The organism is Streptomyces sp. HUAS 31 (assembly GCF_028198125.1).
GTDB lineage: Bacteria > Actinomycetota > Actinomycetes > Streptomycetales > Streptomycetaceae > Streptomyces > Streptomyces chartreusis.
Genome location: NZ_CP116353.1, coordinates 4,977,525 through 4,992,534, shown reverse-complemented (window position 1 = coordinate 4,992,534; position 15,010 = coordinate 4,977,525). Strand labels below are relative to the sequence as shown.

Below are 15,010 nucleotides of genomic sequence, written 5' to 3'. Positions count from 1 at the left end.
CGCGCCGATGACACGCGCCGACCGGCCGTAGGAGCCGTCGGAGCGACGCGCACCACCCGTCCGGGCGCGGACGGAGTCAGCCGCCCGCCCCCGGATGCCGCGCCGCCTTCTTCACGTCCGATTCCACCTGGCTGCGTGCCGTGCCCTGTTCCGCGGCGTGGGTGGTGACGGCCGACTGGACCTCCTGGGCGAGGGCGCGCCAGGTGCGCCAGGCGGATTCGTAGGAGTCGTTCCGGGGCCCGGTCCAGGGGGTGCGGGTGGGCGGGCCGTACTCGTCCCGGAGTTCCTCCACCCGGCTGTGGGCCCGGTCCGCCGCCCGCTGCATCGCGACCAGTTCGTCGAAGGTGCGTGCCACGCGTCCGGATCCTCGGGCAGCGGGACGGCGCCGCCCGGTGTGCCACGCCCGCGGTGCGCGCCGCGCGGCCGGATCTCACTCAGACGGCGTCGGACCGCGCCGCCAGCCGGGCCGCCAGGCCGTCGAGGATCGTCTCCACGCCGAACGCGAAGACCTCGTCGACCTGCTCCGTGAAGCCCTGCCCGCGCTGTGCCTGCGCCTCCATGCTGGCGCTCAGCCGCGGGTACTTCGCCGCGAGGGCGTTGATCCGCGCGACGGCCTCGGCCTCCTTCTCCGGCTGCGCGGCCGACTCCTGCTCCGCCCGCTCCTTGATCCCGGCGACCTCGCTCCCGCTCATGAACGCCATCCCCGTGACGAACATGAACGGGGTGCTGACGGCCCAGTCGAGGTCCGCGTCCCGGAACCCGGCGGCGTCGAAGGTCTCGTACGCGCACTCCTGGAAGCGGGCCATGCCCTCGCCCGCGGCGTAGTACGTGGTGATCACGCGCACCAGCCAGCGGTGCCGGTCGCACAGCCCGCGCACGGCGTACATCAGCTCGCGCGCCGCCGGCCGCCAGCCCACCGCCTCGACGTCCGGGAGCGTGATCTCGCTCCACACCTCGTCGGCCGCGAGGATCAGCAGGTTCTCCTTGTTGCCGACGTGCCAGTACATCGCCGTCGCCGCCGAGCCCAGCTTCTGGCCGAGCTTGCGCATGCTCAGGCCGTCGATGCCCTCCGCGTCCAGCAGCTCGATCGCCGCTCGCACGATCTGTTCTCGGTTCAGGGTCTCTCGCGCCATGGGTCCAGCCTAACCGCCACTTGCACACCGTAAAAGTTCTTGCACGAAAGGACTTGCACACCGTGCAAGTCTGGTTTTACGGTGTTCAAGTCTTCGAGTTGCACACCGTTCAAGTCATCGATCGGCACCACCACTCACGTCACCGATCGGCACCACCACTCACGTCACCGGGGAGAGTCATGACCGCCATCCACGCAGAGGGCCTGCGCAAGTCGTACGGGGAGAAGCAGGTGCTCGACGGCATCGATCTGCGGATCCCCGAGGCGTCGGTCTTCGCCCTGCTCGGGCCCAACGGCGCCGGCAAGACCACCACCGTCCAGATCCTGTCCACGCTGATCTCCGCCGACGGCGGCGAGGCGCGCGTCGCCGGGCACCACCTCACCCGGCAGGCCGACGACGTGCGCCGCTCGATCGGCGTCACCGGGCAGTTCGCCGCGGTCGACGGGCTGCTGACCGCCGAGGAGAACCTCCTGCTGATGGCCGACCTGCACCACCTCAGCCGCAGCGAAGGGCGCCGCCGGGCCGCGGACCTGCTGGCGCGGTTCGACCTGGCGGCGGAGGCGAAGAAGACCGCCGCCACCTTCTCCGGCGGGATGCGCCGCAAGCTCGACCTCGCGATGACCCTGGTCGGCGATCCGCGGATCATCTTCCTCGACGAGCCCACGACCGGCCTCGACCCGCGCAGCCGCCGGATGCTGTGGGAGCTGATCCGGGGCCTGGTCGAGGACCGCGGCATCACGATCTTCCTCACCACGCAGTACCTGGAGGAGGCCGATCAGCTCGCCGACCGCATCGCCGTGCTGCACGGCGGCCGGATCGTCGCCGAGGGCACCGCCGAGGAGCTCAAGCGGCGCATCCCCGGCAGCCACATCCGCCTCCGGTTCGCCGCCGAGGGTCAACTGGACGCCGCCGCCGCGGTGTTCGACGTCGCCCAGAGCGACCCCGAGAACCTCGCCCTGAACGTCCCGGGCGACGGCAGCCCCGCCACCGTGCGGGCCGTCCTGGACCTGCTGGAGTCGGCCGGCGTCGAGGCCGAGTCCCTCACCGTCCACACACCCGACCTGGACGACGTCTTCCTCGCCCTGACCGAGACCCACGAGCCCGCCGCGGCCTGACCCGCGACACCTGCCTCACCTCACGCCACCCCACCCGACCTGCCACGACCTGCCCCGAGAGGACCCCTCGATGGCCACCAGCGCCGCTCCCGCCCCCGCCTCCACCCCCTCCGCCAACCGCTCCTACGCCCTCCGCGACTCCATGACGATGCTGCGGCGCAGCCTCAAGCACATGCAGCGCTACCCGTCCCTGACCGTCCAGATCGTCACGCTGCCCGTCCTGATGCTGCTGCTCTTCGTGTACGTCTTCGGCGGCGCGATCGGCGAGGGAATCGGCGTCGGCGACCGGGACGCCTACATCAACTACCTGGTCCCCGGCATCATCGTGATGGCGGTGACCTCCGGCACGATCACCACCGCCATCTCCGTCTGCACCGACATGACCGAAGGCATCATCAACCGCTTCCGCACCATGGCGATCTCACGAAGTTCGGTCCTCACCGGGCATGTGCTGGGCAACATGGTGCAGGTCGTCGCCATCCTCGCCCTGGTGACCGGGGTGGCGTACGCGATCGGCTTCCGCCCGGACGCCGGTGCCGTCGAATGGGCCGCCGCCCTCGGTCTGCTGATGTTCCTGGCGTTCGGCCTGAGCTGGCTGTCGGCCGCGATGGGCCTGAACTCCAAGACCGTCGAGGCCGCGAGCAACGCCCCGATGCCGCTGATCTACCTGCCCTTCCTCAGCAGCGCCTTCGTCACCCCCGACTCGATGCCCACCGGACTGCGCTGGTTCGCCGAGTACCAGCCCTTCTCCCCCATCAACGAGACCCTGCGCGGCCTGCTCCTCGGCACCGACATCGGCAACAACGCCTGGATCGCCCTCGCCTGGTGCGCTGGCCTGACCCTGACCGGCTTCCTGTGGGCGCGGGCGACGTTCCGCAAGAACGTCTGACCGACCGAGCCGCCGTCGACAGCACCCTGTCGGCGGCGGCACACGTGCGTACGATTCCCGGCACACTGAGGAGTGATGACCTCCAACGACCGCCGCCAGAGCATCGAAGCCTCCGGTGACCGAGCCATCGCAGCGCAGCACATAGGCATCGCCAGCAGCGGCGACCACGCGCACATCGAGCAGCACGTACACCACTGGCCGGACTCCGCCCTCCACCCCGACGCGGAGATCGCGCCCGGCGTCGACAACATCCCCTGGGCCGACCCCCGGCACCCCTTCGTGGGCCGCGAGGAGGCCTTGGCCCAGCTCACGGCAGAGGCCCGGGCCGACCACGACGGGCCGACCGTGCAAACCATCCGCGGACTGGCCGGCGTCGGCAAGAGCACCCTCGCCCTGCACCACGCCCATCGACACCGGGACCAGTACATGCTGCGGTGGTGGATCACCGCCGACTCGCCCGCGAGCGTCGCGTCCGGGCTGGCCGACCTCGCCTTCCGGCTCAACCCCGCCTTCAGTACGACGGTCCGGAGCGAGGACGCCGCCCACTGGGCCATCAACTGGCTCTCGGCACAGCCTGATTGGCTCCTCGTCCTGGACAACGTGGAGGACCCGGCGCACATCCGTCCCCTCCTGCGGCAGTCCATGACCGGCCACGTGCTCGTCACCACCCGCCGGGACCTCGACCGGCCCGATTCCGGCCTGTGCTTGGACCTGCTGGACGATGCACACTCGGCAGAGGTGCTCACAGCGCTCACCGGACACAGCGAGGCCGCAGCTGAGCTGGCGCACGAACTCGGGCATCTCCCTTTGGCGTTGCAGCAGGCCGGCGCGTACGTCGTCCAGACGCGCGGCACCCTGTCCGGCTATCTCGAGCGGCTACGGACGGATCCGGGCCCGCTGCACGCCACCGTTCCCGAGGGCGGCGATCCCGAGCGGGCCGTGGCCCGTATCTGGCACCACACCCTCCAGGCCGTGGAGGAGCGCGATCCCTGGGCGGTCCAGTTCCTGCGGATCATCGCCTACTTCGCACCCGACGACATCCCCAGGGACATCATCCGGGACGAGGAGCTCGACCCTGTCGACGTCGACCGAGCACTGTCCTTGTTGAGCAGCTACAGCCTCATCACTCTCACTCCGGACACCGTGTCCATCCACCGGCTTCTGCAGTCCGTGCTCCGCGCAGGCTCGTCCCAGGAAGCCGACGCGGTCCGGGTCTTCGCCACCCCCGAGGACAAGGCCAGGGCGGACAGCAAGCTGCCGTGGAGGCGCAGACAGGTGCGTCGGGCGACGGTGCGGGCCGGCGCGGAGATGCGGGCCGCGGGGCACGTCCTCACGCACTTTCTTCCTGTCGAGGACGCCGGTGATCCCATGAGGTGGCCCCGCTGGCGGGCGCTGCTGCCGCATGCGGAGGCACTCTTCGCGCAGGCCCGGGAGGATCAGTGGCTTCTCTTTCCGGAGCTGTTGACGGCCACCTGCACCCATCTGATGTCACAAGGCCTCGACGCCCGTGCCCGGCCCTACGCCGAGATGCTGCTGAAGGCCTCGGAAAGGCTGTACGGCCCGGATCACCTGCCGCCCCATCTGGCCCCAGTGCTGAATCTCCTGGCGATGATCCACCGCAACCTGGGCGACTACCCGAGAGCGAACGAACTGGCCCAGCGCGCCCTGGCGTTGTGCGACGGCCAGGACGAACGGATGTGGGCGGAGACCAGCGGCGCCCTGACCGCCCTCGCCACCACCTACCGGAACCTGGGCCGGTTCGAGGACGCTCTGCGCCTGGACTGGCGGTCCGTGCAGATCTCCCTGGCCAGATCGGGCTACACCCCATTCACCTCGGTGTCCCTCAGCAACCTCGGTCTGAGCCTGCGGGGTCTGGGCCGCTACGAAGAGGCCCTGAAGGTGGCCGAACAGGCGCTGGAGATCAGTCGGGAGACGCTTCCGGCCGACCACGTGACCAACCTGACGAACCTCAACAACCTCACCATCGCACTGCTGGACCTGGAACGGCACGAGGAGGCCGAGCGGGCGGGACTGCACGCCCTAGAGGCGGCCGAGCGAATCCTGGACCAGGACCACCCCCACCTTTCGGTCGCGCTCAGCAACCTTGCTGTCGTCCACACCAGGTCGGGCCGCCACGAGGAGGCGCTGCCGATCGCGGAGCGCGCGGTCCTGCTCAGCGTCCGCACGCTCGGGCCCGACCACCCCATCACCCTCACCAACGTCCACAATCTGGCGGGCATCCGGAGCGAGCTCACCCCCGGCCTCTGAAACACCGCGCCCCGCAGACATCACGGGCAGGGCTTTACGGAGCCGATGCCAAGCCAAAAGGTTTCCCGTTCCCCCGCGATCCGTACCTCCCAGCGACAGTCCGGACGAGCAGGAGGCAGCACCGTGCGTATCTCGCGGCGCGTGATCGGATCTCTCTTCGTGGGCGGCGCGCTGAGTCTCACGCTCGTCGCGCTCGCCTATCCGTCGATGCTCGGCTTCAGCACCGTCTCCAGTTCGGCGGACCATGTCATCGCCCAGACCTCGACGGGGCCGCTCACGGAGGCCGACCGGGACTTCGTGGTGAAGGTGCGGGCGGCCGGGCTGTGGGAGTACCCGGTGGGGAAGCTGGCCCTGCAGAAGGGGACGACCCAGGCGGTGCGCACGGCCGGCCGGCACCTGGTCGACGGGCACGCCGCGCTGGACGCCACCGACCGCCGGGTCGCCGCGAAGCTGAACATCACCGTGCCCAACCAGGCCAGCCCCCAGCAGCAGGGGTTCGTCGCGACGCTGGAGGGGGACACCGGCAAGCAGTTCGACAGCGACATGGCGAACATCCTGCGCACCACGCACGGCCAGATCTTCACCACGGTCGCGAAGATCCGGGCCACGACGAGGAACAGCCTGGTCCGGCAGCTGGCCGACCAGGCCAACGACACCGTGCTCGACCACATCACGGTCATGGAGAAGACGGGGCTGGTCGACTTCGACCAGGTCCTGTTCCAGGAGACGACCCCGCCGAAGCTCCCGGCCGACCAGGTGACCCCGCCCCCTCCCGCGCCGGGCGAACCACAGGTGACGCTGAAGCCCTAGATGTATTGCCCCGCAGCGTTGTTGATACGGCTGATGGGCGGGTGACCGATAGGGCCGGGCCCTTTGGGGCCCGGCCCTGGAACTATGACGGGTTCAGGCGGCCAGGCGGGTGCCGCGGCGCCACACCCCGCGGGTGTTGAGGGTGTCGGAGATGCTGGTGGTGGGATCACCGTCGACCAGGAGCAGGTCTGCGCGCAGGCCCTCGGCGATGCGGCCGCGGTCGGAGAGGTGGAAACGGCGGGCGGTCGTGGCTGTCGCCGCGCGCAGTGCGGACGCAGGGGTCAGTCCGGCTGCCACGAGGTGCTGCATCTCCTGGTGGACGCTGGCGCCGTGGGCGAGACCGCCGAGGAACGGCATGGGCTGGGAGGCGTCGGTGCCCACCAGCAGGTCGACTCCGGCGTCGGCGAGGGCCTTGACGCTGTCCAGGACGTCCTGGAGCTTGCCCTGGGGGTAGTGGCCGAAGCAGGAGCGCAAGGTGGCGTCCCAATCGGTGTCCAGGCGGGAGGCCACGCGTGGGTCGTCGGCCAGCTGGTCGCCGGTGATGCCCATCATGGAGGCGTTCAGCACGGTGCAGGGCACGATGAATACCCCGGCGTCCTTGATCATCGTGATGATGTCGTCGGTGGCCGGTTCGACGAACAGGTGGACCAGGCCGTCGATGCCGGCCTCGATGGCCATGCGGGTGGCGTCGATGGTCAGCGTGTGGGCGACGGTCAGCGCGCCGTGCTTCTTGGCCGCGGCCACCCCGGCGTTCAAGGTGGCCTGGTCGAGCATGGGCAGGCCCGGGTGCCCCTCGACGCTGCCGTCGTCGATCATGAACTTGATGTAGTCCGAGCCGTGCGCGAGCAGCTGCGGGATGGACGCTGCCGCGGCCTCGGGGCTGGTGGCGTCAGGGTGGTAGGGCGGCTCGCCCCGGGGCCCGTCGCCCTGTCCGCCGCCGGCGGGCTTGCCCGGGTGGAAGTCCTCGGGGAACAGCTCGCTCGGGTGCCCGCCGGGCGGGGTCAGCGCAAAGCCGGACGAGCGCACATCGGCCACCGAGTCGTCCTCGCTGATCGGTGTGCGCCGGTCGCGGGTGTTCGCGCCCTGCATTTCCAGTTCGGTGGTGACACCGAACTTCAGGGCCAGCGCGAGCGAGGCACGGTCGGTGTGGACGTGTGCGTCGATCAGGCCCGGCAGCAGCGTCGCTCCGGTTCCGTCGATGATCCGGGCCCCGGCCGGGGCGCTGCCGCCGACCTGGACAATCCGGCCTCCTTCGATCACGACGGTGGTGACGCCGAGTGACTTCTCCCCGTCGAAGACCTGCGCGCCGGTGATGGCGGTAGTGCTCATGATCGTGCCTCGCTTCGGTGGACCAACCCAATAATCCATACCCTAAGTCATATACATGCGTTACGCATGTCGATCTGGCGTGTCGTAGATTATGGGCGTGACCAATCAAGGACAGCCTGCGCCCGCCGACGACGCGCTTCTCGACAACGTGGGCCCGGCGCTGTCCCGGTTGCGCAGGCGCGTGGGCTCCGGACGCGGGGACCTGACCCGCAACCTCGTCTTGAACGTGGTCAGCGACGCGGCAGGCCGGATCACGGTGGGGGGTGTCGCCGAGGAGATGGGCGTCGCTCAGCCGGTCGCCAGCCGTGCCATCGCTGCATGCATAGCCGAGGGACTGCTCCGTCGCGTCGCTTCCCAGCAGGACGGGCGCAGCAGCCTGCTCGAACTCACCGACGAGGGAGAGTCCGCGCGCAGGGCCTACGCCACCGAGCAGCGTCGCGCTTTCGAGGAGATCACCGCGAACTGGGACAGCGCGGACCGCTTGCAATTCGCACGCTTCCTCACGCGCTACGGCCAGGACGCGAGCGCCTGGACAGCCCGACGCAAGTCCGAAGAATGAGCCGCCCGCTCGTTGAAGGCCGCAGCTGCCCCTGACCGTGCGAGCCGGCCCGGCCGCCCTCCGTCGCGGTCAGCCACTACTCCAGCACATCCATCTTCTCCACTACGACCGAGGCCCCGGCTGACCTGTCAACAACGTTGGTGGGCAATACACCTAGAACACGGCTCTACGTCAGCCAGACCGTCGTGTCCGGGGCCAGCAGCCCGCCTTCGAGCGGACCGCTGGCGAGCAGCACCTCACCCGGCGGCAACTGAACCGGCGTACCGGAGAGGTTGGCCACGCAGCGCCAGCCCGCCGAGCGCGCGAAGTGCAGGACGCCGGGCGGTGTGTCCGGCTCCCACGTCAGATCCTCGCCCTCCAGCAGCTTGCGGCGCAGGCGCAGGGCCCGGCGGTAGAGCTCCAGCGTGGAGCCCTCCACACCGTCCTGGGCCTCGACGGCGTACGCCGCGAAACCCGATGGCTGCGGCAGCCAGGAACCGCCCGCGCCGAAGCCGTACGACTGTCCGGTCGTCGTCCACGGCAGTGGCACCCGGCAGCCGTCGCGGCCCTTGCGCACCCGTCCCGTCTGTTCCCAGATCGGGTCCTGGAGGACCTCGAAGGGCAGGTCGGCGACCTCGGGCAGGCCGAGTTCCTCGCCCTGGTAGACGTACGACGAACCGGGCAGCGCCAGCATGAGGAGGGTCGCGGCGCGGGCCCGGCGCAGGCCGGCCGCCTCGTCGACGGCCGGGGCGTGGCCGCCGAACAGCAGCCAGGCGTTGTCGTCGGTGCCGGGCGGGAGCATCAGGCGTGAGGTGTGGCGTACGACGTCGTGGTTGGACAGCACCCAGGTGGCGGAGGCGCCCGCCGCGCGGGCCGTGTCGAGGGAGTCGGTGATGATCTTCCTGAGCTCCTCGGCGTCCCAGCCCCCTTGCAGGTACTCGAAGTTGAAGGCCTGGCCGAGTTCGTCGGGCCGGGCGTACAGGGCGCGGCGCGAGCTGGGGTTCACCCATGCCTCGGCGACGGCCATGCGGGGCGGGCGGTAGGAGTCGAGGATCTTGCGCCAGTCGCGGTAGATCTCGTGGACCTCGTCGCGGTCGTAGAAGGGGTGGGTCCCGGGCGGGAGGTCCGGCAGGGCGTCCTCGCGGCTCAGCTCGGGTGTGCCGAGGTCGCGCAGCGGCTCTCTCAGGTCCTTGGCGAGGGCGTGGGCCACGTCGACGCGGAAGCCGTCGACGCCGCGGTCGGACCAGAAGCGCAGGGTGGTGCGGAAGTCGGCGCGCACCTCCTCGTGCGCCCAGTTGAGGTCGGGCTGCTGCGGGGTGAACAGGTGGAGGTACCACTGGCCGTCGGGGACGCGGCGCCAGGCGCTGCCGCCGAAGACGGACTGCCAGTCGGAGGGCGGGAGTTCGCCGTGCGGGCCGCGGCCGTCGCGGAAGACGTAGCGTTCGCGGGCGGCGGAGCCGGGGCCGGCGCGCAGCGCCTCCTGGAACCAGACGTGCTGGTGGGAGGTGTGGTTGGGGACCAGGTCGACGATCACCTTCAGGCCGAGGCGGTGGGCCTCGGTGACCATGGCGTCGAAGTCGTCGAGGGTGCCGAGGCGCGGGTCGACGTCGCGGTAGTCGGCGACGTCGTAGCCGCCGTCGGCCAGTTCGGAGGGGTAGAAGGGGCTGAGCCACAGGGCGTCGACGCCGAGGGCGGCGAGGTGGGTGAGACGCTGGGCGACGCCCTTCAGGTCGCCGAGACCGTCGCCGTCGCCGTCGGCGAAACTGCGGGGGTAGACCTGGTAGATGACGGCCTGGCGCCACCAGTCGGGGTTGCTGGACGAGAGGTCGGGCGTGGTGGTGCGGACGGTCACGCGTTCTCCTCGGGGTGTGTACGGGCGACAGTGAGAACTCTGTCCAGTTGGCCGGAAAAGCGAACACCGCGAAGAGCGGATCGGATCATTCCGAGCGTGACGGAATTGTGATTGCTCTTTGAACTTCCCTTGCGTCACCGCAGGTTGACAGCGTTCTTCCGTCCCCCGACGATGTGCTCACGCTGTGGCGCATGTGACCAATGAGCCCAGTGTTTCTTCTTCGACCACTCACCCCTTGAGGGGATACGCATGCCCATAGCGAGACGTGTCATCGCGCGACGCCTGCTGGGGACGGGTGCCGCGTCGCTCGCCCTGTGCGCGGCCACCGTCGCCTCCGCTTCCGGCGCCTTTGCCCACGGGTCGCACGGCGGTGACGGCTGGAAGTCCGGCGGCAGCTACCAGCCCGGCACAGGCGCCGGCACGGAGACGGCCACCGATCGCTGCCAGTTCTCGCTCGACGGCACGAACTTCTACGACTCGGTCAAGGTCGACGACCAGAACCTGAAGGTCACCGACGACGGCAAGGTGCACATCAAGGTGCGTGCCGCCGCCGACGCGACGACCTGCACGGCCTCGCTCGCCTCCTACCTCGCCCACGGGGCGACCTTCGCGACCTCCGGCGAGCAGGTCTTCGTCGACTTCGACTCGGTCACGGTCAAGCCGGGCGGCACCGACAGCCTCGACATCGCCGTGCCGGACGCGGGCTGCTTCGCGCAGATCGACCTGTACCGCGGTGCGGTGAAGTTCGACGGCAAGCTCGACGCGAACGACGGCTTCGAGCACGGTGACCTGCCCAAGGGCCCGGACCGCCCGGTCATCAAGGACAAGCTGATCGCGGCCTGGAACGGCGGCTCGAAGGACTGCACGACCGAGCCCCCGGCGACCGAGGAGCCCCCGACCACGCCGCCGGCCGAGCCGTCGGAGCCGGCCACCGACGAGCCGTCGACCCCGGCCGAGGAGACGACCCCGCCGGCCTCGGACACCCCGTCCACCGAGCCCCCGTCCCCGCAGCCCTCCGACTCCCCGTCGGCCCCCGCCCCGTCCCCCAACGGCGACGGCGACCTCGCCCAGACGGGCGGCAGCAGCGCGACCGGCCCGATCGCCATCGGCGCGGTCGTCCTGGTCGCGGGCGGAGCAGCCTTCGTCGTGGCCTCGAAGCGCCGCCGCACATCCAACTCCTGACCGTCCCCACGCGAAGGGGCCCGGGGTGATCCCCGGGCCCCTTTCGTGTGCAGTCGGCCGGACCGCCTCAGCCGGTCGGGGCATCGCGGCGGGGCATCATGCGCGTTCCACCGTCGACAGGTACAGCTTCGCGAAGCGTTCGACGTCCACGTCCAATGCCACGTCCACCAAGGCCTGTTCGCGGGTGCCGGTGTGGAGTTCCGATTCGCCGGGGCGGGGGCGGCGGTCGACGAGGGTCTGGCCTCGGGTGGGGCCGGGGGCGAGGGAGACCTCCACCGGGAGCAGGCGGGTCGTGATGCCCGCCGGGTCGACCACCGCGCAGACCGCTCCCGCGTCGCCGATGCCGCCCGCCTCGGGGTCGGCGGTGATGTCCGGCGCGGACGGGCGGTGGGCCAGGAGTTCACCGGCGAGGCGGGTACCGGGCTCGGGGTTCTCGCGCAGGCGCCGTACGTCCGCGCCCGGGACCACGACCCGCTGGAAGACGTCCAGGCCGTACATGGTGATCGGCACCCCCGCGGTGAGCAGGATCGCCGCCGCCTCCGGGTCGTGCCACACGTTGAACTCCGCGACCGGCGTGGCGTTCCCGCAGGCCACCGCGCCGCCCATGAACACGATCCGCTCGATGTTGCGGGTGACCTCGGGGTGCGTGCGCAGCAGCAGGGCGATGTTGGTGAGCGGTGCCGTGGGGATCAGGGTCACCGGTCGCGGCGACGCCAGGATCTCGCGGCGCAGCAGCGTCACCGCGTCCACGTCGGCCGGGCGCCGCCGCGGGGCCGGCAGGCCGAGGTCGCCCATGCCGTCCTCGCCGTGCACGTGCCGTGCCGAGCGCGAGAACTCGATCAGCGGGCGGTCGGCGCCCCTGGCCACCGGGATCTCGGGGGCACCGGCCTGCTCCAGCACGGTCAGGGTGTTGAGCACGACGCCGTCCACGTCCGTGTTGCCCGCCACGCAGGTGACCGCGCGCAGGTCCAGCCCCGGATGGCGTACGGCGAACAAAAGGGCCAGGGCGTCGTCCACGCCCGTGTCGCAGTCGATGATCACCGGAATCGGCATGCCGTCGTTCGGCACGAGTGGCTCCCCTCGTCACGGGTGCGGTGGCGCCCCTACGGGAGCGACCTTACGGTGTCGTACAGGTGGAGTGCGTCGTCGTACGGCGCCGCCGTGCAGGCATGTGCGAGCGGCGCCGTACGGCGTCTTTTCTCGTTCTACGACTCCTCCCACAGCTCGGTGCCGCGTGCCGCGACGCGGCCGGTGATCCGGGCCAGCAGCTCCTCCGCCGGTACGGCACCCGGTCTGCGCCCGTCGCGCAGCCTTACGGCCACGGGATCGCCGTCCGCCGCCGCCTCCCGCTCACCGAGCACCGCCACGTACGGCACGAGCCGTGCCTCGCGCACCCGGGCGCCCAGGGTGCCCTGCTCGGGACCGGCCAGCTCGGCGCGCAGACCCTTTTGGCGGGCCCGGTCCAGAATTTTTCGCGCCTGCTCGTACTGCGCCTCCGCCACCGGCAGGATCACCAGCTGCACGGGCGCCAGCCAGGCCGGGAACGCGCCGCCGTGCTGCTCCAGCAGATGGGCCACGGCCCGCTCCACGCTGCCGATGATGCTGCGGTGCACCATGACCGGGCGGTGCTTGGCGCCGTCGGCGCCGATGTAGTGCAGGTCGAAGCGTTCGGGCTGGTGGAAGTCGATCTGAACGGTCGACAGGGTCGCCTCGCGGCCCGCCGGATCGGCGATCTGCACGTCGATCTTGGGGCCGTAGAAGGCCGCCTCGCCCTCGACGGCCTCGTACGGCACACCGGAGCCGTCGAGAACCTCCCGCAGCAGGGCGGTGGCCCGCGCCCACAGCTCCGGGTCGGGGACGTACTTCCCGCCCTCACCGGGCAGAGAGAGACGGTGCCGTACGGCCCTGATCCCCAGATCGGCGTAAGCACGGGCGATGAGTTCCAGCGCGGCCCCGGCCTCCTCCACCGCCTGGTCCAGGGTGCAGAAGACATGGGCGTCGTTGAGATGGATCGCGCGCACACGGGTGAGGCCGCCGAGGACGCCGGACAGCTCCGAGCGGTACATGCCGCCCAACTCCGCCATTCGCAGGGGTAGTTCACGGTAGCTGTGGGCGCGGGAGCGGTAGATCAGCGCGTGGTGCGGGCACAGGCTCGGCCGCAGTACGACCTGCTCGGCGCCCAGCTCCATCGGCGGGAACATGTCCTCGCTGTAGTGGTCCCAGTGCCCGGAGATCTCGTACAGCTCCCGTTTGCCGAGCACCGGCGAGTACACGTGCCGGTACCCGGCCTCGCGCTCCACGTCCCGGATGTACTCCTCCAGCACATGCCGGACGGTCGCCCCGTCCGGCAGCCAGTACGGCAGGCCGGCGCCCATCAGGGGATCGGTGTCGAAGATGCCCAGCTCGCGGCCGAGGCGGCGGTGGTCGTGCATGGCTGCTCCTTCGGATGAAGGGACGAGCGCCCACGACAAAGCCCCGGGGCACTCGCCCCGGGGCTTCGGATTCGCTCAGCTTTCAGCGCGGCGCCGGGACGGGGTCCGGCGTCGTCGTCAGAGACGGATTGGCGCGCTGCATGGGGCGACGGTAACAGGGGCGGGCGCGCGGGCGCGGGTGTTTTTTGCAGTTCCCGTCACCACTGCGAAGTCATGTGGTTACGCTCAGCCACAGACCGACTTGGGGGTGGTGCGCCTTGGTTCACATTCGTCAACTCGATCCCACGGCTTCTCCGTTGGACTACTTCGGCTACGAGCTGCGCCGAAAGCGGGAGGAGGCAGGACTGACGCTCAAGCAACTGGGCTCGGTGCTGTTCTGCTCCGGTTCCCTGATCGGCCAGATCGAGACGACCCTGAAGGTGCCGACCAGGGAATTCGCCGAGCGGGTGGATGCGGCACTGGTGACGGACGGCATGTTCTCGCGGCTGGTGGGGCTGGTGCTGCGCAGCCAGTTGCCGACGTGGTTCCAGCCCTTCGCCGACATGGAGGCGAAAGCGACCTACGTCTCCACCTATCAGTGTCAGCTGGTGTACGGGTTGCTTCAGACGAAGGAGTACGCCCATGCGGTGCTGGCGACGGGTCAGCCGGAGAAGCTCGACGAGTTACTCGCAGCCCGCATGGAACGGCAGCGCATCCTCAAGCGGAAGCGGCCTCCCCTGACCTTGGTGGTGCTCGACGAGGCGGTGCTGCATCGGCCCATCGGCGGCGTGGAGGTCATGCGGGACCAACTTCTCCACCTGTTGAGCCTCAGGGACGAGCGCTGGATTCGCCTCCAGGTGCTGCCGTTCCGTGTGGGTGAGCACGTGAGTCTGGCCGGGTCGTTCACCCTGCTCCGCTTCGATGACGACCCCGACGTCGTCTATACAGAAGACCTGATCTCCGGCCATATGACGGCCAGTTCAGAAACCATCCGCGAAGCCGCCCTTCGTTACGCTGGCTTGCAGGGAGCCGCCCTCTCCGTGGAGGATTCGGCCGAACTGATCAAGGTCGTACTGGAGGAGCGTTATGGACAGCAAGCCGGCACAGGTCAACGTCCTTTGGCGTAAGTCCAGTTACAGCGGCAACACAGGGGGCGAATGCGTCGAGGTCGCCGAGCTAACACCCTGCATAGCCGTCCGTGACTCCAAGAACCCCGGGGTCGGCAACCTCACCGTCGCCCCGGAGGCATACACCGCCTTCGTGGCGTTCGTCGCCGAAGGCTGACGCTCGGGCCGGGCCCGCGTTGGCCGCCAGGATCAGCGTTGCCACGGCGACCAGCGCGGCAGCCACGCCCCGGCGGTACCGCTCGGTGGTGCTGGTGCGTTCCTGCACGGCGACCTCGCAACAGCTACGGGTTAAACACGTTTAATACGCGGTTTAACCTATGGTCGTCAGACTCGAACGGCAAGGGGTGCAGGGAGAG

At 70.1% G+C, this 15,010-nt stretch carries 14 protein-coding genes and 1 pseudogene; 8 read left to right on the top strand and 7 right to left on the bottom strand.

Annotation, left to right across the window (positions count from 1 at the left end):
* Positions 1-76: 76 nt before the first annotated feature.
* Both PGH47_RS22140 and PGH47_RS22135 read right to left on the bottom strand, forming a co-directional pair.
* A complete protein-coding gene (locus PGH47_RS22140) occupies positions 77-355 on the bottom strand; it encodes a hypothetical protein (RefSeq protein ID WP_271664878.1) in 279 nt (92 codons plus the stop codon).
* Positions 356-434: 79 nt separating this feature from the next.
* Positions 435-1,133 (bottom strand): TetR/AcrR family transcriptional regulator C-terminal domain-containing protein, encoded by a 699-nt coding sequence (locus PGH47_RS22135; protein WP_271664877.1) that lies wholly within the window; start codon positions 1,131-1,133, stop codon positions 435-437.
* A 179-nt stretch (positions 1,134-1,312) separates the two neighbouring features.
* On the opposite strand from PGH47_RS22135, the gene PGH47_RS22130 reads away from it, so the two are divergent.
* From PGH47_RS22130 to PGH47_RS22115, 4 genes are all read left to right on the top strand, one after another.
* A complete protein-coding gene (locus PGH47_RS22130) occupies positions 1,313-2,248 on the top strand; it encodes an ATP-binding cassette domain-containing protein (protein ID WP_271664876.1) in 936 nt (311 codons plus the stop codon).
* A 70-nt stretch (positions 2,249-2,318) separates the two neighbouring features.
* The gene (locus PGH47_RS22125; protein ID WP_271664875.1) at positions 2,319-3,137 is read left to right on the top strand and encodes an ABC transporter permease; all 819 of its coding nucleotides are present in this window, start codon (positions 2,319-2,321) and stop codon (positions 3,135-3,137) included.
* A gap of 75 nt (positions 3,138-3,212) precedes the next feature.
* Entirely contained in the window at positions 3,213-5,405 is a 2,193-nt protein-coding gene (fxsT, locus tag PGH47_RS22120) for an FxSxx-COOH system tetratricopeptide repeat protein (protein WP_271664874.1), read from the top strand.
* A gap of 159 nt (positions 5,406-5,564) precedes the next feature.
* Positions 5,565-6,215: a DUF4142 domain-containing protein gene (locus tag PGH47_RS22115; RefSeq protein WP_376060130.1), complete on the top strand. Its 651-nt coding sequence runs from the start codon at positions 5,565-5,567 to the stop codon at positions 6,213-6,215.
* Positions 6,216-6,308: 93 nt separating this feature from the next.
* Here the strand turns inward: PGH47_RS22115 and PGH47_RS22110 are convergent, their stop codons facing one another.
* Positions 6,309-7,544, bottom strand: coding sequence for an amidohydrolase family protein (locus PGH47_RS22110; protein ID WP_271664872.1), 1,236 nt, complete (start codon positions 7,542-7,544; stop codon positions 6,309-6,311).
* Between the two features lie 91 nt (positions 7,545-7,635).
* On the opposite strand from PGH47_RS22110, the gene PGH47_RS22105 reads away from it, so the two are divergent.
* Entirely contained in the window at positions 7,636-8,103 is a 468-nt protein-coding gene (locus tag PGH47_RS22105; RefSeq protein ID WP_271664871.1) for a MarR family winged helix-turn-helix transcriptional regulator, read from the top strand.
* A 166-nt stretch (positions 8,104-8,269) separates the two neighbouring features.
* Here PGH47_RS22105 and PGH47_RS22100 read toward each other — a convergent pair whose 3' ends face one another.
* A complete protein-coding gene (locus tag PGH47_RS22100; RefSeq protein WP_271664870.1) occupies positions 8,270-9,934 on the bottom strand; it encodes a glycoside hydrolase family 13 protein in 1,665 nt (554 codons plus the stop codon).
* A gap of 249 nt (positions 9,935-10,183) precedes the next feature.
* On the opposite strand from PGH47_RS22100, the gene PGH47_RS22095 reads away from it, so the two are divergent.
* Positions 10,184-11,116: an LAETG motif-containing sortase-dependent surface protein gene (locus tag PGH47_RS22095; protein WP_271664869.1), complete on the top strand. Its 933-nt coding sequence runs from the start codon at positions 10,184-10,186 to the stop codon at positions 11,114-11,116.
* A 96-nt stretch (positions 11,117-11,212) separates the two neighbouring features.
* On the opposite strand, the gene PGH47_RS22090 is transcribed toward PGH47_RS22095, so the two are convergent.
* Together PGH47_RS22090 and thrS are read right to left on the bottom strand one after the other, a co-directional pair.
* Positions 11,213-12,169 (bottom strand): nucleoside hydrolase, encoded by a 957-nt coding sequence (locus PGH47_RS22090; RefSeq protein ID WP_271668119.1) that lies wholly within the window; start codon positions 12,167-12,169, stop codon positions 11,213-11,215.
* A gap of 152 nt (positions 12,170-12,321) precedes the next feature.
* Entirely contained in the window at positions 12,322-13,587 is a 1,266-nt protein-coding gene (gene thrS, locus PGH47_RS22085; protein WP_271664868.1) for a threonine--tRNA ligase, read from the bottom strand.
* Between the two features lie 218 nt (positions 13,588-13,805).
* On the opposite strand from thrS, the gene PGH47_RS22080 reads away from it, so the two are divergent.
* Together PGH47_RS22080 and PGH47_RS22075 are read left to right on the top strand one after the other, a co-directional pair.
* Entirely contained in the window at positions 13,806-14,654 is an 849-nt protein-coding gene (locus tag PGH47_RS22080; protein WP_271664867.1) for a helix-turn-helix domain-containing protein, read from the top strand.
* A pseudogene (locus tag PGH47_RS22075) lies at positions 14,614-14,739 on the top strand (DUF397 domain-containing protein); the annotation flags it as partial. The gene PGH47_RS22080 and the pseudogene PGH47_RS22075, both read left to right, overlap by 41 nt.
* Here the strand turns inward: PGH47_RS22075 and PGH47_RS22070 are convergent.
* The gene (locus PGH47_RS22070; RefSeq protein WP_271664866.1) at positions 14,704-14,919 is read right to left on the bottom strand and encodes a hypothetical protein; all 216 of its coding nucleotides are present in this window, start codon (positions 14,917-14,919) and stop codon (positions 14,704-14,706) included. The pseudogene PGH47_RS22075 and the gene PGH47_RS22070 sit on opposite strands and share 36 nt — an antisense overlap.
* Positions 14,920-15,010 lie beyond the last annotated feature (91 nt).